The following is an 18,312-nucleotide window of genomic DNA, read 5'->3' on the forward strand; positions in this document are numbered from 1 at the left end:
GCAGGATGTCGAGGCTTTTTGCGGTTAAAACAGCGACAAATGCTTACACCTGCGTATTTGATAACCCCTATCATTGGTCATTATCAGGCCGCACGTCATAATGCCCGCCGCCAACGAAACTTTGCAGAGTCTAGGGAGCTAGCTTGTCTACGCCTGTCGAACCCTTGCGTTTGCTGCTACTGGCCGATACGCCTGAGTGGGCAGCGTTGTTGCGCGAGTGCCTGGCGCCGATGGGCGATGGGGCTGTGCTGATCAGCGCGCCAAACTGGGACTCGGTGAGTCGTCTGTTCGAAGATGACACCAGCGCCGTGCTGTTGACCACGCCCAGCCTGCAACCTGGCCCTGGCCGTTGCAGCTTGTCGTGCGTGGTGTTGTTGGAGCAGGAACCGTTGGTTTCTCCGCTTGGCGTGAGTGATTGGCTGATCCGTGATGCATTGGACGCCGACACACTGCGCCGCTGCCTGCGCCATGTTCGTGAGCGCGGCTTGCTGGAAAACACCCTGCAACGCCTGGCCGAACAAGATCCGCTTACCGGTATCGCCAACCGCCAGGGCTTCCAGACCCTGCTGGCGGCGCGGCTGGCCGAGAACGAGGGCCGTGGCCTGGCCCTCGGTCACCTGGACCTCGACAACTTCCGCCACGCCAACGATGCCCTCGGCCACCAGGCTGGCGACCGTTTGATCCTGCAAGTGGTCTCGCGGCTCAAGAGCCAGCTCGAAATCGGCGACCAATTGGCACGCCTGGGCAGCGACGAGTTCGCTTTGCTGATTGACACCCGCCGCGCACCCCAGCGTGCAGAGTGGATGGCCGAGCGCATCACCGAAGCCATGGCCGAACCGTATTGGGTGGATGGCGAAAGCCTGCTGATCGGTTGCAGCCTGGGCGTGGCCCATGCCCGCGCCCGCGCTGGGGCCGACCCATTGATGTGGCACGCCCATATCGCCATGCAGCAAGCCAAGAGCACTCAAGGCTGCACTTTCCATATCTTCAACGAGCGCATCAACCGCAACGCGCGCAGCCTGGCCGACCTGGAAAGTGAACTGCGCCGCGCCTTGCGCCGGGATGAGTTGGAGCTGCACTACCAGCCGCGCCTGGACCTGGATGACGGCCACATTGTCGGCCTCGAAGCCCTGGTGCGCTGGCGCCACGGCGAGCGCGGCCTATTGCCGCCCAGCGAATTCGTCCCCCTGGCCGAACAGAGCGGCCTGATCGTGCCGTTGGGCTACTGGGTGATCTCCCGCGCCCTACGCGATATGCAGGACCTACGCGAGCGCGGCCTGCCGCCGTTGCACATGGCGGTCAACCTGTCGTTCCGCCAGTTTCAGGACAGTCAGTTGCTCTCTACCCTCAGCCGGCTGATTGCCGAGCGCGGTGTGGAAGCGCAATGGCTGGAGTTCGAGCTGACCGAAACTGCCGTGATGCGCCGCAGCGATCTGGTCAAACAGACCATGGATGCCCTCGGGCGGCTGGGTGTGCGGTTTTCTTTGGATGACTTCGGCACCGGTTTCTCGTCGTTCGTGCACCTCAACAGCCTGCCGATTGCCTTGTTGAAAATCGATAAGAGCTTTGTCGGTGGCATGGAAGAGCGCGAAGAGAATCGCAAGCTGGTGCACGCGATGATCAACCTGGCGCACAACCTGAATCTGGAAGTGGTGGCTGAGGGCGTGGAGACTCCGGAGCAGTTGGCGCTGCTGAGGCTGTTTGGCTGCGATCAGGCTCAGGGTTACTTAATCAGCAAGCCGCTGCCGTTGCCGGAGTTGGTGGAATACCTGACATTCGGCAAGGGCCAGCAGACGCTCGCTGGCGAAGTGTTCTAATCCGGCTGAGTGGCCCGGAACCCTTGGCGGGTTTCGGGTACTGCACCTTCCAGACCAATCATGCGCTTCATCTTCGCTTCAAACGCCCAAGTCAGGCTGACTGCCGCACACGCCAGCCCCAGCGCCAATCCCCACCACACCCCGGTCGGCCCCCAGCCTAGGGTGAAAGCCATCAACCACGCCGAAGGCGCGCCGATTAACCAGTAGCAACCCAGGCCCACCAGAAAGGTGGTCTTGGCATCCTTGAGCCCACGGATGCAGCCCATGGCGATGGTCTGGACGCCATCAAACAGCTCGAACCAGGCCGCGACGGCCAGCAGGCTGACGGCAAGCACGATCACCTCGTGGAATGCCGGGTCGTCATGGTCGAGGAACAGGCCGATCAGCGGGTCGGAAAACAGCCACAACACCACGGCAAATCCCAACATCACCGCCGCGCCAAAACTGATGCCGACACGACCGGCCATGCGCGCTTGCAGCAACTGCCCGGCGCCATAGTGCTGGCCGATGCGCATGGTCACCGCATAGGACATGCCCGCTGGCACCATGAACGCCACCGAGACGATTTGCAGGGCAATCTGATGCGCCGCCAATTGCGTACTCCCCATGGTGCCCATGCACAGCGCGGCGAAGGCAAACAGCCCGACTTCTACTGCATAGGTGCCGCCAATCGGCAGGCCCAGACGCCACAACTCGCGCAAGTACTGGGTGTTGAGGCGCAGCAGGCCGGCGCTCAGCGGGTAAGCGGCGTAAGCGCGGTTGCTGCGGATGTACCACATCAGCGTCAGGGCCATGCCATTGGCGACGATGGCAGTGACCAAGCCAATGCCCATCAATCCGAGCTTCGGCAGGCCGAACATACCTTCGATCAAGGCGTGGTTGAGCAGGTAGTTCAGCACCGTGCCGCCGAGGCTGATCACCATCACCGGAGTGGCCTTGCCAATGGCGCTGGTGAAGCCGCGCAAGGCCATGAAACTCAGGTAGCCGGGCAGGGCGAACGGCAGCATGGTCAGGAATTGCCCCGCCGACTGCACATTGGTATCGGTCTGGCCGAACATCAGCAGCACCGGCTTCAAGTTCCATAACAGCAGTGCCGCCGCCAAGGCCATCAGCCAGGCGAGCCAGAGCCCGGCCTGGGTCAGGCGAGTGGCACCTTCGATGTCGCCAGCGCCGTGACGGATTGCCACCAAGGTGCCCACGGCGGCAATCACTCCGATGCAGAAGATCGACACGAACGAATAGCTCGCTGCGCCCAGGCCACCACCGGCCAGCGCTTCAGGGCTCAGGCGAGCCATCATCAAAGTGTCGGTCAGCACCATCAGCATGTGCGCCAACTGTGAGGCAATCAACGGCCCAGACAGCCGCAGAATGGCCCAGAGTTCGTTACGCGCTGGATGCTGCATGATCATCACACTCAGAAAGTCAGAGGGTTGGAGAGGGTTGGATTCTCGGCCCTCTCAGCTCATTGCACAAAGGGATAAAAGCGATCATCTACATGATTAAAACTCATGCCTGACTGATTCTGGTACGGTTTCGGCATCCTGCTGTCGGAGCTTTCCTCATGTCTCGTCGTCTTCCTCCTCTTTATGCCTTGCGTGCATTTGAAGCGGCCTCCCGGCATAACTCCTTTACCCGCGCCGCCGAGGAACTGTCGATTACCCAAAGTGCGGTGAGCCGACATATCCGCACCCTGGAAGAGCATTTCGCCTGTCGCCTCTTCCAGCGCAGCGGCCGTAACCTACAGCTCACGGAAGCGGCGCGCCTGCTGTTGCCCGGTGTGCGCGAGGGGTTCGCGGCGCTGGAGCGGGCCTGCCATACCCTGAACGCCGAAGATGACATCCTGCGCATGAAAGCGCCGTCGACCCTGACTATGCGGTGGTTGTTGGCGCGCCTCAGTCGCTTCCGCGCATTACAGCCAGGCAATGAAGTGCAATTGACCAGCGCCTGGATGAATGTGGATGAAGTGGATTTCAACCAGGAGCCTTTCGACTGTGCGGTGCTGTTGAGCTACGGGCACTTTCCGGCGGATTGGGAGGCCAGCTATTTGTTTCCTGAGCTGTTGATACCGGTGGGCGCGCCGAATCTGTTGGACGATGGCCCATGGGATGTAAATCGACTCGCCGGTGCCGAGTTGCTGCACCCCACGCCCGACCGCAGGGACTGGCGCAATTGGCTGGAGCGCATGGGGCTTTCGAATCAGGTTTCGCTCAAGGGTGGGCAGGTGTTCGATACCCTGGAGCTGGGCATGATCGCCGCCGCTCGCGGTTATGGCGTCTCCATGGGCGATCTGCTGATGGTGGCCGAGGATGTGGCGCAGGGACGTTTGAGCTTGCCGTTGCCGACGGCGGTAGCGAGCAGGGAAAATTACTATTTGGTGTGGCCGAAAACCCGCCCGGGCGGCGAGCGCTTGCGACGCTTGGCGGATTTCCTCCAGAGCGAAGTGCAGGCCATGGTTTTGCCCGATGTCGAACGGCTTGATTGAATAATTCTGGCTCTATCACGCAACCGTTTGCGTGATACCCCTGCGATTCGCTCAAGTATTGCAAAGCGCCGCCGAAGTAGGGGTGTTGGAACCATCGTGCACCAACGTTTCCCACCAGATAATTTGCCGAGCAGCGCTATGAGATCAGGATGATCCTGGCCTCGGCCAGGAGCTTTCATGTCTCAACCTCGCGCCCGGATCGCCTCGCAGTTAGGTCTTGCATTAGCCGTGATTTTGGCTGTCGTCATCAGCGGCAGTACTGTTTTCGCCTTGCGTTCCCTTGACTCCGCCAACCTCGATACCCGCGAGGAACACTTGGCCAGCGAGGCACGACTGCTGGCCGACCAACTCAATACCTTCCACAGCACGCTGCGCGAGAGTACCCAGCGTCTGACCGGATTGTTTGAAAAGCGCTTCAGCGCCGGGTTGCGTGTGCAGGCTGATCAAATGGTCGCGGTGGCTGGGGTCCAGACGCCGAGCCTGTTGCTGGGCAGCGAAGTGCTCAATAACAACTTCACTGAAGTCGATGAGTTCAAGCAGATGTCCGGCGGTGTGGCCACGGTGTTCGTGCGCAGCGGCGACGACTTTGTGCGCGTCAGCACTTCCCTGACCAAGCAGGACGGCAGCCGCGCCATCGGCACCGTGCTTGACCGCCAGGGTCCGGCTTACCAGCGCGTGCTCGGTGGTCAGGCGTATATCGGCCGCGCGGTGTTGTTCGATCGGTCCTACATGACCCAATACAGCCCCGTACGAGACAGCAGCGGCAAAGTGATCGCTGTGTTGTTCATCGGCTTTGACTACACCGACGCCCAGGCCGCGCAGTTTGAGAACCTCAAGCGCTTCCGCATCGGTCAGACCGGCTCCCTGGCGTTGCTCGACGAACAAAAGCGTTGGCTGGTACCGCCCGCGGGTGTGCAGGCGTTGGACCAGTCGGTTGCGGTGATGCTGGACCTGGCCAAGACCCCAGGCAAAGGCCGCTTCTGGAGCGATAAGAACGAAGACTTCTACAGTGTTTCGGTACCGTTCGACGGCGGTCCTTGGGCCGTCGTCGCGAGCATGCCGAAAGCTGAAATCCGTGCAGTGACCTGGGCGGTCGGTATTCGCCTGGTGATCGGCAGCATACTGGCGATGTTGATGGCGGTAGGCGCCACGGTCTGGTTGCTGCGCAGCAAACTGCAGCCGCTGAGTGATCTGGTGCGCCAGGCCGAAGCCTTGGGCGCGGGGGACTTGAGTGCGCGCCTCAACGTGTCCAGCCATGATGAAATCGGCCAACTGGCCCGTAGCTTCAACCAGATGGGTGAAGCGCTTTCGACCATGGTTTCCCATATCCGCAAGGCGGCCGAAGAGGTCAACAGCCGTGCACAGGCACTGTCCGGGTTATCCGGCGGGGCCTATGACGGGATGGAGCAGCAGTCTGGCGAAATCACCAGCATGGCTGGTGCGGTGGAAGAGTTCAGCGCCACTTCGCTGAATATCGCCGACAACATGGGCAACACCGAGCGTCTGGCTCAAGAGAATGCCCAGCAAACCCGCATCGGCCGCACCTCGATGCAGGAGGCGTCGTCGTCGCTGGAACATATCGCGACCGCGCTGAATAGCACGGCCACGGTGATCAATACCCTGGGCCAGCGCTCCCAGGAAATCGGCGGCATCGTCGGTGTGATCACCTCCATCGCCGAACAGACCAACCTGCTGGCGCTGAACGCCGCCATCGAGGCTGCTCGCGCAGGTGAGCAGGGCCGTGGGTTTGCCGTGGTCGCTGACGAAGTGCGTAACCTGGCCTCGCGTACCCGCGAAGCCACCGATGAAATTTCCGGGATGATCCAGAGCATTCAGCGGGAAACCGGCAACGCCATCAGCACCATGGAGCACGGCAACACGCTGATGCAGGAAGGCCTGTCGCGCAACGCCGACGTGGCGTCGGCCCTGGCACGTATCGACGAGCAGAGCCGTTCGGCCGGTCAGCAGTTCGCGGCGATTACCACGGCGACTCAGGAGCAGAGAGCAGCACCGCGACATTGCTCAGCAGCAACTTGCAGAGCATCGCACTGGCCAACAGCGAGCAGCGGGAAGTGGTGTCGAACCTGGCGATTACGGCCAAGGAGCTAGAGACGTTGGCGGCGGGCTTGCGTCATGAGGTGGATCGCTTTCGCTGAGGCTCAATTGAGGGAGGCCGGGCGGTACTGCAAGGCCTCCTTCAAGTGGTCCCGCGTGATGGCATCCACCTGATCCAGGTCCGCCAACGTGCGTGACACTTTGAGCAGCCGATGAGCCGCACGCAGCGACAACGTCAGTCGCTCACAGGCGCTTTCCAGCCAGCCTTCGTCGGCTTTCAAAAGTTGGCAGTGCTCACGCAGCCTCGGCAGATCAAGAAAGGCGTTGGCACAGCCTTGGCGCTGTTGCTGGCGCTCCCGAGCCTCGGCCACCAGGGCTGAAGCCGTTGCCGTCGTATCTCCAACCTGCAGGGTTGGATTCAGCGCAGTTGTTTCCCGCGCCACGGTGAGGTGCAAGTCAATCCGATCCAGCAACGGTCCAGACAGCTTATTGCGATACCGCTGGACCTGCTCCGGCGTACAGCGACAACGCCCAGTGGGTTCGCCCATATACCCGCAAGGGCAGGGGTTCATCGCTGCCACCAGTTGAAAACGCGCCGGGAAACTCACGCGGTCGCGGGCACGGGAAATCACGATATGCCCTGACTCCAATGGCTCACGCAAAACCTCCAGCACCTTGCGATCAAACTCCGGTAACTCATCCAGGAAAAGCACGCCATGATGCGCCATGGTGATTTCCCCAGGCTGCGGTTTCGATCCACTGTGACATCTGGAAATTAATGCAACATGATTGGGCTACAGCCCGCATTCCACCGTATGATTGACCCTAAATAGATGCAACCTAACCACATCAATACGTGCAACTAGGTCTGTTATGGATAGCAATAGCTGCAACCAGCACCCATTTTCCGTCGCAAGGCGCGTGAAACCTACGACACGCAGCCTCTCTGGAGTGTTCGCTTTTCGCGGAGAGGGCGTTGCCTTCGAGTCTGGCCTCGAGCGTGATTTCCTCACCAGGATGGATTTCAGGACCGATGTACTGTCCGTTGTCTCGCAACCTATCCGACTCGATTTCGTCGCTAACAACGGTCGTTCCTACACCTATACCCCTGATTTTCTTGTTAGGTTCCATTCCCACACTCGCCAGAAACCAATGCTTGTTGAGGTTAAGCCTCAGGAAAACTGGCGGAAGTCATGGCGAGATTCGCTCCCGAAATGGAAATCAGCACTACGTCATGCCAAAGAGCAAGGGTGGGGGTTTCATATTTACGATGAGTCTCGAATCCGAGGACAGTCCTTGAAAAACATCCAGTACTTGGAGCGTTTCAGGAGTGCTGGTTACGAGGAGGTAGACCTGGACGCGATCATCCAAACGGTTTCGCTGATGGGCATTGCCACCGTGCAGTATCTGGCGACGCTTCACTTCAATGGTGCTGAGGCGTTGGGGAAGTCGCATATCTTTCATTTGATCGCCAATCGTCGACTGGACTGCGACATCTCTGAGTGCTTGGACGACTCGCTTGAAGTCATGGTGCCGCAATGAACCAACTTTCTAGCGCAGAACCTAGTGGTACCAAGCTTGACCGCTCACTGGTAAACGTCATGCCAGGTGGGCTGGTTTGCCACCAGATGGAGACGTTTCGCATCACTCAGGTGCTCGACTTTCAGTCAGTACTGGGGATCAACGTGGAAAGTGGCCGCGCCGCAGTCATGCCAATCGCCGAACTTAAGCCGTTCCTAGGCAGCAAAGTTCGGGGAGCCTACGCTGACTACGACCTCGAAGAGTTGGGGGCCGAAGAGTGGGCTACTGCTCAGAAACGTTACTCTTTCATTTCTCCTTTGCTCGGCATCGAAGGCCAATCTCGCAAAGCCGTCGAGAAACAGGCTCAAGCTGCTGGCGTAGACGTGGTAACCGTTTATCGCTGGTTGAAGCGCTATAAGGAACAAGGCGAAATCATCGCCCTCGTTCCTTTGAAGCGTGGGTGGAGCATGGGCCGATCACGGATTTCCGAACAGGTTGAACAAGTCATTTCCAAGACGCTCGAGGAGTACTATCTAACCGAGCAAAAGCCAAACGTGAAAGCGACAAGTGAGGAAGTTCGCCGCCGCTGCAGAGCACTGAAGCTACAGCCCCCCAACATCACCACCATCCAAGCCCGCATCCACAAAATTCCTGATCGTATTCGGCTGCGTAAGCGCGGCGACATTGAGCTGGCGGGCAACAAATATGATCCTCGGCCAGGTGGTCTGCATACTGATTTCCCGTTGCAGATTGTTCAGATAGATCACACACCGATGGATGTCATACTCGTCGACGACGTACATCGACGTCCGATTGGTCGCCCATGGCTGACGCTCGCCATATGCGTTTACACGCGAATGGTCACCGGATACTACTTCTCGATGGACGCACCTTCCGCAGTGTCGGTTGCAATGTGTGTCGTTCATTCCATATTGCCCAAAGAGCGATGGCTCGCGCACCACAACGTAGACGCATCATGGCCGGTGTGGGGCAAAATGAGCACCTTGCATAGCGATAACGGCGCAGACTTCCATACTCACAGCCTCATTCAGTCGTGTGTCCTTCATGGCATCAAGCGGGAATTTAGACCCAAGAAAAATCCACACTGGGGGGCCAAGATTGAGCGTTTGATGGGCACGTTCGCGGGTATGGCCAAGAGAGATAGGGGCGCAACATTCAGTAATCCTGGCGAGCGGAGTGAATACGATTCGGAGGACAAGTCGACCTATACCTTTGCGGAGTATGAGGAGCGCTTAGTCAGAAACATTATTGTGTACAACAACAAATACCACGAAGGAATTGAATGTTCTCCGATCACCAAATGGAACACCGCATTTTTCGGTGACAAGGACAGCAATCCTCTCCTGCCGCTTCCTCCTCGCGTGGTTGACCCTTGGTCTTTTCAGCTTGATTTTCTGCCAGCAGTCCGCCGGACGATCCGTCCAGATGGCGTTGAAATGGATGCGATGTATTACGCAGAAGCGCTTAGGCCCTATGTCGGAGCGCTTGATCACGCGACGAAAAAGCCTCGCAAGTTTCTGTTCCGGCGAGATCCGCGAGACATCAACCGCATCTGGTTCTACGACCCTGGTCTTCGAGAGTATTTCGAGATCCCGATACTGCGTGGCCGTTACCCCGGCGCTTCGGTGAGTGAATACGTTGCCGCCAAGAAAAAAGCAAAGCAGATGGGTCGCGATGCTCTGGATCATGAGCTTATCCAGCGATTGCTTGAAGAAAACCGTCAGCAGGAGGCTGAGGCGGCTGCGCGGACTAAAGCTGCACGCAAGAGCACTCAAAAACGCACCAACAACGCGAAGCAAACCACGCCCGCTCGTCCTAAGCCGGATGTTCCAGTATTGCCGCCGAAAACCGCGGACCTTTCGGAAATGCTATCCATTGATGACGTAGATACATTTGGAGATGTTTGGTGACCGACTATCCGCACATTGCTTCACAATTCAGAGAGGTTTTGCTCAAGACAGATCTTGAACGCCTCGATTTTTTGGAGGAGCCACGCTGGATTGACTATCAAGCGGCTAACAAGCTTAGGGCCATTCTGGACGGCCTGCTTCGGATACCGGAACGAACTCGTATGCCCAATCTTTTACTGGTGGGGGATTCCAACTCCGGTAAGACCTCGGTCGTCACACGTTTCAAGGATACAACTGGCAAGCCCTACATCAGTGATGACGCCGTCAGCGTTCGCCCAGTCATGTGTGTAGAAATTCACAAACCCGACGAGCGAGAGCTCTACAACGCGATCCTGAGGGAATTCTGGGCTCCACATAATCCGGCAGCCCCATTGCCTAAGCTTCGAGATCAAGCCTTCCATCTGTTACGAGGAGCTCGCACACGGATGCTCATCATCGATGAGATCCATACGGCTAATAATGGGTCACCGCGCAAGGCGTCGGACGTGATGAACGAGATCAAAATGCTCTCGAACACCTTGCATATTCCGCTGGTGCTCGTCGGTACCCGAAACGCCTCACAGTTGTTGATGCTCGATGCTCAATACGCCAGCCGTTTTGAGGTCGTAGCATTGCCCGTATGGACACCTAATGCGGATCTTCAACGATTCTTGAAATCATTTGAATCGGTGCTTCCGCTTAAAATGCCGTCCAAGCTTTACAGCCCTGACCTCACCAAGCTGATTTATACGATCTCGGCAGGAATCACAGGCAACATTGAATATCTGTTACGCGAGTGCGCCAAGGAAGCCATCAAAACCGGTGCTGAAGTGATCGACCGCTCGCTCCTCGAGAGAAACTCATGGATGCGTCCAACCAATGCAGATGGCACGCGTGTACGTATTCTGTAGATGCGGTATGGCCATTCGTACCGCCGCTACTTGAGGACGAGATCATCTCTTCGTGGCTGGTGAGGTGCGCCCTCAGGCATGGTTGCGACCCTACGACCCTTACCAATGATGCCTGGCCTGGGTACCGGATCTGGTGCAGTGACCCCGATCGAAGATTGAGCGCAGATCGTCTTGATACATTGGGCAGGTTATCCGGCATGCCGACGGATGTACTGCACGCTTCAACGTTACTGCCGGTGTACCGATCTGTTGCAGACAGAACGTCTTTTCCTGATGGTGCTGCTCTCTGGTTTCTCTGCCTGGGTGCTCGAAATCGTCGAAGGTGTGGTGGCTTGCAGTACTGCCCTCTGTGTTTTGCAGAACGTGAACCCTTCTTCCCTATCCAGAGCAGGCTTGCCTGGCATACATGCTGCCCCATTCATGAAGTGACCCTCTTGGATCGCTGCGGCTGCTGCCACGCCCCGTTATGCCCGCATCTGGTTACTCAGCCTCGGAAAGAGATAGGTCACTGTCATCGATGTGGGTACAGGTTGAGTTCGGCGCCGGTTGATCAGGCGTTGCCACATGCAGCAAGGTTTCAAGAGGTCACTGACGGGCTTTTTGCGGAGCGAACACAGAGTTATGGGGATACACAACTAGATCTTCGCGCATGGTTAGAGCTTGCCCATTGGATGCTTGGTATATTGCGCAGCGGAGCTCGTTCGAGCAGCCCATGTACTTCAGCTTTTTTCTACCGGCTGAACGTCAATCTTGACATGCTGCGTCAGCCGGCTACCGGGCTGCGATTTGAGCTGCTTAACCCCTCAGAGCGTTCCAGTTTACTTTCCGATGTCTGGAATATGGTGCAGGTAGGTCCGGACATACTGATGGATGCTGCCGCTCAGGAAGAGGTCAGGTCTTCGCTACTGATGCCGCGTGCGTCTCATCTGCCCGCAGCCTTAAAAGGTCTTGCAGCTGTGCTCAAAGTGTCGCACAAGGGCGTCGGGGGCCATCTCCACCCCGATGCGCCTCGTTCTCCCTCAAGCGTATTGATGAGATGGAATCGCCTGCTCAGGAAGTTTCAAAGATGACCAGTGCTGCGCCCTCAGCCCGACAGCCTCGTGACGAATGCCTGTGCGTTGGGAAAAAAGTCCATCGGATTCACAAAGGGCAGAGCTACTGCAGCACCTGCTATGCGCGGCTATTTAAGCGCAGGCTCTGCCGAGACTGCGGTAACTATGCCAGGCTCCCGATACCCCGACTTGATCCAAACGCAGTGTGCCGGCGTTGCGAAGCCTCGGCTCCATGCGTTCGGTGTCAAAAGGTCGGTAAGCCAGTGGGGTTGATGACTGCCTATGGTCCAGCATGTAACAGCTGTGCTCATTACTACCATGATCCTGAGCCTTGTGAAAAATGTGGTGATCTGTCCACACGACTCACGCGGGTGTTGAGCATCGATCCTGATCTTCGTTTTTGTCCCAAGTGTGTTCGGGAAGGCGCTGCTACGTGCCCTGAGTGCCGACATCATAGGTTCCTGATCGAAGGGGAAGATGGGCGCAAGCGCTGCAAGCTCTGCACCGAGGTAGGCCAAAGTCTTTGCCAGACCTGCGAAAATCCCATGCCTGCCGGACGAGGAAAACAATGCGATGATTGTGCTCGGGAGGCCAGTTTTAACCGACGGGCTGACATGCTTGTCGAAAGTTTCGAGCAAGCCTCAACACGTCAACAATTCGCCGACTTTTGCCAGTGGCTGAAAGATAAGATGGGAGCCCGTGCGGCTAGCCGTAAGCTCAAAAGCTATCTAGCATTTTTCAATTATCTGGACACGATTTCAGCAGGCATACCCTCCTACGTTTCGTTGCTTGAGCATTTCACGGCTGACGGTCTGCGCCGAATGCAGACGCCTATGTCGTGGTTGAAGCTCCGGTACGGCGTCGAGCCTGACGCAGCGATGAGGGAGGAGCATTCCGACAAGCGTCTTATCGATGAGATGATCGAGTCGGTTCCTGCAGGAGAGGCGGGTGATGCAATTACTGGCTACCGATCTTATCTTCAGAAGAAGCTGGCGGAGGGGCGTACAACGATACGATCTGTTCGCATGTCGCTGAGGGCTGCTTTCAATCTGCTGGCAGCAACGTCCCCTCTCTTTGACGCATTGCCCACTCAGAAGTCGGTGACGGCCCTTCTTACCCACACACCTGGGCAGGCTGCTTCCGCACAAGGATTTATCGGCTATTTGAACGGGACTCACGGCTTCAGCCTGTCTATCAAGGTGAATGCGCTGGCCAAAACGCGGGCGCGTACACATAAGTTAGAAGCCGAGATGCTTGCATTGTATGAAAGCGCAGCTGAAGGAGAGTCATTCGAGCGTGCCTGGATCAAGACGGCATTGATGCTTCTGCACGGGGTAGCAAGGGTGAACAAGAAAACGATGGTCTATGTCCCTGAAGCTTATGAAAACCAGTCGGGATTCAGTGTGAGCTTGAACGCCAAGCAGTACTGGGTACCCGGCCCGGCAGATCGGCCGTCATTCAATGCTGCCCCTACTCAATGAGGCCTGTCGGATGAAGACCATCCGATGCATGCGAGATGATAGTCGAGCAGCTGTAAGCATGGTATATCGGCACACCTGCCAGCCATACTTCAGGCAGGTGCCGCTGAAGTGAATGCAGATGGCCGTGAGATGCTCAGAACTGACGACGGCAGCGAGGGTACAATCATCGACTTCTTCGGATATGCTTGTTGCGGCGAATAGTAGGCTTGGCGATTCACTGAAGATCGAGTCGGTTAACCGTCGCATAGCGCTCGCACTTGTTCGGAATTCGAGCGCTGAGCATTGGATCTAAAACCCGTTGAAACAGCCATAGGGAGGTGAGAAAAGTCTGCCATGTCGATGTATAGATTCTCTAACGCGCAACGGTACGCAATTTTCCTTGCTCACGACATGAAGTGCTACCTGTGCCAAGTCCCGGTGGACCTCACCTCAATGGTTGTCGACCATGTTTTGCCCGAGTACCTTCTAGGCAAGCCTTCACTCCTGGACGCGGCGAAGACGAGTCTTGGCCTTGCCGATTCCTTCGAAGTGAATTCGTTCGAGAATTGGATGCCGGCTTGCAGTGCATGCAATGGAACCAAATCTTCTATTCAATTTGAGCCGTCCCTGATTGTTCAGGTGCTGCTGCAAAAGCTCGCAAAAAAGGCCGGTAAAGCTCGCAAGCTCTGCGAAGAACTCATTAGCGACCGAAAAGTGGCGAACGCCCTTAACGTGCTGGAGCGAGCGCAGGAAAGCGGTTGGAAATTCGAGGGTACGGCCAGAGACAAACTATTAGTCCTTCTAAAATTTGCCTCATTACGCGCCTTGGTGCGCAATGGACAGCCACTTCGTCTGACACCGTTGTTTCAGCTAGTGACCACTACAGTAGCGGACGCAACTCAATGGGGGGCCACCCATTGGTCACTACCCCCACGTGAGCCGGGAGAACCATCACTGGTGGTTCTGTTTCGGGCAGAGCAGGGCGAATGCGATGCCTGTGGATTGAGCCACCAAGTGTATCAACCCATCAATCAAGAAGGTGGTGGGGATAGTATCTGCGGGGTATGCCTATCTGAACTCGACTGGATGGATCCTGTGATCCTGGGAGACTTGCCAACTCACGTTGCAAACCCAGCTGCTTCAGAGAACTCCGTCCTGGGGGTTAAGGCCGAGAGTACCGGAGCTCCAGATCAACGCTGATACTCAGAACGCCTGATGCTTTCTCTCAGATGCAGCTACATTTCAGGTGGCAGATAAAGATTAAAGTCCTCAAGCGCTCGGCGGATCGTGACGTTTGCAGCGAAGGTGCCATTGTGACTGAAGTGCCGAAAGATACTGACTGGCGAACCTAGCCCTTCCAACTTTGAAAACTTGCCCATCACGTTCCGGATCTTATCGCAGACTATCGAAATGACTTGGTGTGCTTGCTGAGGATCGTCGATGTTCATGGATAAACCGGATATTTGCTCGTCTCGAAAGACACCACCTTTGCGTTTCTTTTTGCGCTGCAATTCAAAGATGTAAAACGTGCGCCCATCAATTACTGCCCGAATGATCAGCAGGCCTCGCAAGCCAATTGCGTTATCGGGGTACCTTAGCCACCTTCGTGCGCCGTTATCAGCGCGTTCGTCTACGTCAAAGGGTTTGAGCGTGTACAGTCTGAATTCAGGAATCTCTATAAATCCCTGCGCCTCCGAATACCAGGCCAAGCTAGTAAATCCGGCGTATGACTCTTTTAGGTGTAGGAGTTCTGACCATAGCGCGCCAAGGATTCCACCATCGCCAATAACGCGCCTTGCACGATGAACAATGTGACTGACCCCATTACGCCCGCCTTGGGGATCCCCCACGGAAAACTCGGACGGGGGGGTAACCTCTACAGCCTTTATCTCCTTGTTTGCATAACGTCGTTCAATCGGCGTGCGCGTGTAAGGGCAAGCAGGCCCCAGCCTAGCGAAAGTAGGGTCCGGTTTACTCCAGGAGCCGGCGTTACCACCGGGCTCCAGTTGATCGGTCACCGTGAATGGATCCTGAGGCTTGTCGACATCGACTGTGGTTTTTACCAACGGAATGGCTGTATCCGTTTCCTCAGGATCCTCTTTTGAACGGCTTTCACGTCGAATATCGTAGGAGTGATGCAGTGGCTCGCTCATCCCCAGAACTTCAAGGCAGAGGAACGTCGTACCATTATTGATCCAGCGACCGCGCATTTTTAGCCGTGCGGAACCTTCAAACCAAGGTTGCACCTGCAGACTCGTTTCGTTCTTCCCTCGGGCTCGGGCGTTGTCGAGTTGCGCGTACAGGTTCTTGGCGGCGAGCTCAGTTTTTAGGTTGTACTGAACCATGGCCAAGAACAGCGCATCCTCGTCAGGGATCCCTCGCGCAGGACTGACAGCCCAGGTTTCAGGATCTTTATATTCAAATGTCGCATAGAGGGTCTCGAGAACCTTTCGCCATGGGTAGGTCACTAAGACTCTTGCCATGTCTGATGTGGACCCATAGCAACGGTAAAGAAATTCGACGCAGGGAATGAGCAGGTTTTTTTCTTTGGGGAGTGGAAAGTTGAGCAGATCACTCACCACGTCATCCGTATTAACGCGACGTACTTCGTGGTCTTGTTTGAGGTACTGAAAATTGTGTTTTCCCGGAATACTCAGGTACGACCATAGGTCGTCAGTGAAGTCGACTACAAACTCGACAACTGGGCCGAAATCGACCTCAGCGATGCACTTACCGTTCTGCCAGATCGTGCCGATGCGGAAACTTCCCAGCCGACCGACGCCGATCGGGATCACGGTAACGCCAGCTAAACGATCATCCTTGTCTAGATAGCGGAAGACGACATCCACCATGGGGATCGACGCGGCATTTGGATTCCCTCGGATACGCTCGTACCACCACACAACCACCGTGCCGTGAACCATTCCGATCGCATCACCATCGTTGGTAGTACATAAATTGTCGCGAGGCGGAATTCGTTTCAAGCGAAGGGACAAAACTCTCTCCAAGTCTTCAGGTGCCAGAACGACGTCTGGATAAGCAGATGGTCAGGCCTGCTTTTAGCGTCGAAATCACCGCAAGTGGTAGGAAAGATCCACCAGCTTGGGCTAGGTCGCGATGGTGTCGTGGTCGTTTGCGAACAATGAGCTGATTGGAGGAATCAGCCTCCCACATCAGTCGGATTCAATCATGTTCGCGCCAATTCGCTTGGGTCGGGATCGGGCTCCAGCAGGAAGATTTTCCAATCTGGTCGCTGTAGGCAAGGGCGGCTGAGCTGATCATGGCAGTCTTGCGACGATTTTCTAGGGACACCTGTCCAGGAGTTCCATTGTCTCTTCTGTTGGGCCGCCGCCAATGGCTGAAGTAGCGCTTGTCCTGATCTTCTGTGATGTCCGGCCGGGCTTCTAGCCGGACGTCCAAGCGCGGTGTCGCTGCATGGGTAGCGATCGTTGGAGTGTTGTTGTTCAGCTGTGCAAGGAACTCGTTAGGGTTCAGGCGATTGAATGCTTCGCCGTTACGTGTCCTCAGCAAATTTGCGAGTCGCTTGTAATCCTCCGTGGGGAAATAGCTCGAGATCTCATAAGTTTCACTGACGTCAAATAGGAAAAATTCGGATTGAGGATGCGCCACTGTTCCACGACTGACCATCGAGAGCTTGTATGGTCGTTCGCCAGTGGAAAAGATGCACTCGAACTCCACAGCGCCGTGTTGGCTGCGAAAGCTTTGGTGCTCAATCGGCTCTCCATACTGATTCAACTGACCGAGCATGCTTCTGTGCAAGATTTCAAGGTTGGTGATTCTCAACGGTGTACCCTCATAACGGTAATCTCAAAACAACGGGCCCAGAAACGCCGGCAATCCAGCGTTTCACGCTCGCAGATCTGCTCATCGCGTATCTTCATAATCACCAAGCCGATCAAGCGCTCGCACAGATTCGGTAGCTGGATGACGCTGAAGTAGTCGATTGAGGTCTTCAGGAAGCTTTCTGTCGCGCAGAATCGCGTTTATACCAGTGCGGAGGTGGCTATTGAGGGCATATTTCGATTTGCCCTGGCTGGGCTTCTTGATCAGCAGATCGTGCTGCAGCAGAAGGTTGAGCACGTGAGGAGTACGATGTGCGTACTTTTCGTCAACACCGCGGCCCTTCGGAATATCAGTTGCCCACATGTAGCCTTTTTCCTTGCCGCCCCAGATATTGTTTTGAGCGAGCTTGTCCAGGATGAGTAGCGCCACAATGATGTCCAGGGCAGTCCGCGGCTCACCCGCAGTAAAGTGCTCGATTATACGACAGCGTCTAGGTCGTTACCCTTTCTATTCTGGGGGGGGCAAGACGTCAGCTGATAATGGCAATTTGATTTTTCCTTGGGATCCAATGTTACTATCGGACACCAAGATGCAGCTGCATGTCTTGACAGCTCGACGCATTGAAGTATTGTTTTCGTACTATCCTGGTTCGATTTTCTTACAAGCGGTGCGTGATGGACATCAAGACGCAAATTGAGACTTTGCTGAGTGCTTTCTGGGACAAGCGGGCGCAGGACATCATTGATGACCCTTTATCTACTGATGAACTGGGGGCTCCTTTAGATTCCATTTCCGCTGTCGATGCGTTCGTCGGTATCGACAAGCTGGTGCAGCGCAAGCTGCCGGTAGAGCTGATCATCCGTCATGGCGGGTATAACTCGAAGGACCAGTTTGTGAGCGACATCACCGACAAAGTTCTTCGGCATCTCAAAGAGGTACCGAAATGACCGACGTGACGCATTCGGACCGCAATGATCTCGGTGATCGCCTGCGTCAGGCCCGCGAGTATGTAGGGCTCTCACAAGAGGAAGTGGCGACAGCCTTGGGGCTGTCCCGTCCGTCGATCACCAACATCGAGCTGGGCGCAAGAAAAGTCGAGGCGACCGAACTGGGGAAGCTGGCGAAACTGTACCGCCGAACGTGGGAATACCTCTTGACGGGTATCGAGCCTGCTCCTAGCGGGCCTGAACAGCTCGCATTCCTGGCGCGGGCAGTGAAGGGTTTGTCCGATAAGGATCTAGAGGAAGTCGCACGCTTTGCTGAATTTTTGAAGCAGTCTGTGCGTATTCGCAAGGAGTAG

Annotated in this window: 15 protein-coding genes and 3 pseudogenes; 13 read left to right on the forward strand and 5 right to left on the reverse strand. The window is 56.3% G+C overall.

Annotation, left to right across the window (positions count from 1 at the left end; genetic code table 11):
• The first annotated feature begins 143 nt into the window (after positions 1-143).
• Positions 144-1,817, forward strand: a complete 1,674-nt coding sequence (locus ACVWXD_RS25785; protein ID WP_032884377.1) for a putative bifunctional diguanylate cyclase/phosphodiesterase — start codon at positions 144-146, stop codon at positions 1,815-1,817.
• Here ACVWXD_RS25785 and ACVWXD_RS25790 read toward each other — a convergent pair.
• A complete protein-coding gene (locus ACVWXD_RS25790) occupies positions 1,814-3,226 on the reverse strand; it encodes a NorM family multidrug efflux MATE transporter (RefSeq protein ID WP_032884376.1) in 1,413 nt (470 codons plus the stop codon). The genes ACVWXD_RS25785 and ACVWXD_RS25790 overlap by 4 nt on opposite strands.
• 152 nt (positions 3,227-3,378) lie before the next feature.
• On the opposite strand from ACVWXD_RS25790, the gene ACVWXD_RS25795 reads away from it, so the two are divergent.
• The 3 genes and pseudogenes from ACVWXD_RS25795 to ACVWXD_RS25805 all read left to right on the forward strand — a co-directional run bounded on the left by ACVWXD_RS25795 (position 3,379) and on the right by ACVWXD_RS25805 (position 6,408).
• Positions 3,379-4,299: a LysR substrate-binding domain-containing protein gene (locus ACVWXD_RS25795; protein WP_032884375.1), complete on the forward strand. Its 921-nt coding sequence runs from the start codon at positions 3,379-3,381 to the stop codon at positions 4,297-4,299.
• Positions 4,300-4,476: 177 nt separating this feature from the next.
• Positions 4,477-5,550 (forward strand): annotated as a pseudogene (locus ACVWXD_RS25800) (Cache 3/Cache 2 fusion domain-containing protein); the annotation flags it as partial.
• A gap of 180 nt (positions 5,551-5,730) precedes the next feature.
• A complete protein-coding gene (locus ACVWXD_RS25805; RefSeq protein WP_457371602.1) occupies positions 5,731-6,408 on the forward strand; it encodes a methyl-accepting chemotaxis protein in 678 nt (225 codons plus the stop codon).
• 50 nt (positions 6,409-6,458) lie between these two features.
• Here ACVWXD_RS25805 and ACVWXD_RS25810 read toward each other — a convergent pair.
• Positions 6,459-7,112 (reverse strand): annotated as a pseudogene (locus tag ACVWXD_RS25810) (ATP-binding protein); the annotation flags it as partial.
• Between the two features lie 259 nt (positions 7,113-7,371).
• Here ACVWXD_RS25810 and ACVWXD_RS25815 point away from each other — a divergent pair.
• The 7 genes and pseudogenes from ACVWXD_RS25815 to ACVWXD_RS25845 form a co-directional block, all read left to right on the forward strand.
• A pseudogene (locus tag ACVWXD_RS25815) lies at positions 7,372-7,617 on the forward strand (Tn7 transposase TnsA N-terminal domain-containing protein); the annotation flags it as partial.
• Positions 7,618-7,650: 33 nt separating this feature from the next.
• Positions 7,651-7,896, forward strand: a complete 246-nt coding sequence (locus ACVWXD_RS25820) for a hypothetical protein (RefSeq protein ID WP_457371607.1) — start codon at positions 7,651-7,653, stop codon at positions 7,894-7,896.
• Positions 7,893-9,806 carry a Mu transposase C-terminal domain-containing protein gene (locus tag ACVWXD_RS25825; RefSeq protein ID WP_457371469.1) on the forward strand — a complete coding sequence of 638 codons (1,914 nt, stop codon included), beginning with the start codon at positions 7,893-7,895 and terminating at the stop codon, positions 9,804-9,806. Before ACVWXD_RS25820 ends, ACVWXD_RS25825 begins: the two co-directional genes overlap by 4 nt.
• Complete coding sequence (locus ACVWXD_RS25830; protein ID WP_457371470.1) at positions 9,803-10,696, forward strand: TniB family NTP-binding protein; 894 nt, start codon at positions 9,803-9,805, stop codon at positions 10,694-10,696. Before ACVWXD_RS25825 ends, ACVWXD_RS25830 begins: the two co-directional genes overlap by 4 nt.
• The gene (locus ACVWXD_RS25835; protein ID WP_457371471.1) at positions 10,648-11,766 is read left to right on the forward strand and encodes a TniQ family protein; all 1,119 of its coding nucleotides are present in this window, start codon (positions 10,648-10,650) and stop codon (positions 11,764-11,766) included. The genes ACVWXD_RS25830 and ACVWXD_RS25835 overlap by 49 nt, the downstream gene beginning before the upstream one ends.
• Before the next feature lie 596 nt (positions 11,767-12,362).
• The gene (locus ACVWXD_RS25840) at positions 12,363-13,229 is read left to right on the forward strand and encodes a hypothetical protein (RefSeq protein ID WP_457371472.1); all 867 of its coding nucleotides are present in this window, start codon (positions 12,363-12,365) and stop codon (positions 13,227-13,229) included.
• 432 nt (positions 13,230-13,661) lie between these two features.
• A complete protein-coding gene (locus ACVWXD_RS25845; protein ID WP_457371473.1) occupies positions 13,662-14,408 on the forward strand; it encodes a hypothetical protein in 747 nt (248 codons plus the stop codon).
• Positions 14,409-14,443: 35 nt separating this feature from the next.
• Here ACVWXD_RS25845 and ACVWXD_RS25850 read toward each other — a convergent pair whose 3' ends face one another.
• The 3 genes from ACVWXD_RS25850 to ACVWXD_RS25860 all read right to left on the reverse strand — a co-directional run bounded on the left by ACVWXD_RS25850 (position 14,444) and on the right by ACVWXD_RS25860 (position 17,441).
• A complete protein-coding gene (locus ACVWXD_RS25850; protein ID WP_457371474.1) occupies positions 14,444-16,204 on the reverse strand; it encodes a hypothetical protein in 1,761 nt (586 codons plus the stop codon).
• A 187-nt stretch (positions 16,205-16,391) separates the two neighbouring features.
• Complete coding sequence (locus ACVWXD_RS25855; RefSeq protein ID WP_457371475.1) at positions 16,392-17,012, reverse strand: DUF6037 family protein; 621 nt, start codon at positions 17,010-17,012, stop codon at positions 16,392-16,394.
• Between the two features lie 81 nt (positions 17,013-17,093).
• Complete coding sequence (locus ACVWXD_RS25860) at positions 17,094-17,441, reverse strand: hypothetical protein (RefSeq protein ID WP_457371476.1); 348 nt, start codon at positions 17,439-17,441, stop codon at positions 17,094-17,096.
• A gap of 245 nt (positions 17,442-17,686) precedes the next feature.
• Here ACVWXD_RS25860 and ACVWXD_RS25865 point away from each other — a divergent pair, with 245 nt between their 5' ends.
• Both ACVWXD_RS25865 and ACVWXD_RS25870 read left to right on the forward strand, forming a co-directional pair.
• Positions 17,687-17,959, forward strand: coding sequence for a hypothetical protein (locus ACVWXD_RS25865; RefSeq protein ID WP_330724226.1), 273 nt, complete (start codon positions 17,687-17,689; stop codon positions 17,957-17,959).
• Positions 17,956-18,312: a helix-turn-helix transcriptional regulator gene (locus ACVWXD_RS25870; protein ID WP_330724227.1), complete on the forward strand. Its 357-nt coding sequence runs from the start codon at positions 17,956-17,958 to the stop codon at positions 18,310-18,312. Before ACVWXD_RS25865 ends, ACVWXD_RS25870 begins: the two co-directional genes overlap by 4 nt.

The organism is Pseudomonas sp. TE3911 (genome assembly GCF_054062775.1).

Coding starts and splice junctions, on each gene's coding strand:
- ACVWXD_RS25790 (WP_032884376.1), bottom strand. CDS start 3,226: ATGATCATGCAGCATCCAGCGCGTAACGAACTCTGGGCCATTCTGCGG.
- ACVWXD_RS25795 (WP_032884375.1), top strand. CDS start 3,379: ATGTCTCGTCGTCTTCCTCCTCTTTATGCCTTGCGTGCATTTGAAGCG.
- ACVWXD_RS25805 (WP_457371602.1), top strand. CDS start 5,731: ATGGCTGGTGCGGTGGAAGAGTTCAGCGCCACTTCGCTGAATATCGCC.
- ACVWXD_RS25825 (WP_457371469.1), top strand. CDS start 7,893: ATGAACCAACTTTCTAGCGCAGAACCTAGTGGTACCAAGCTTGACCGC.
- ACVWXD_RS25835 (WP_457371471.1), top strand. CDS start 10,648: ATGGATGCGTCCAACCAATGCAGATGGCACGCGTGTACGTATTCTGTA.
- ACVWXD_RS25840 (WP_457371472.1), top strand. CDS start 12,363: ATGCTTGTCGAAAGTTTCGAGCAAGCCTCAACACGTCAACAATTCGCC.
- ACVWXD_RS25845 (WP_457371473.1), top strand. CDS start 13,662: ATGGTTGTCGACCATGTTTTGCCCGAGTACCTTCTAGGCAAGCCTTCA.
- ACVWXD_RS25865 (WP_330724226.1), top strand. CDS start 17,687: ATGGACATCAAGACGCAAATTGAGACTTTGCTGAGTGCTTTCTGGGAC.
- ACVWXD_RS25870 (WP_330724227.1), top strand. CDS start 17,956: ATGACCGACGTGACGCATTCGGACCGCAATGATCTCGGTGATCGCCTG.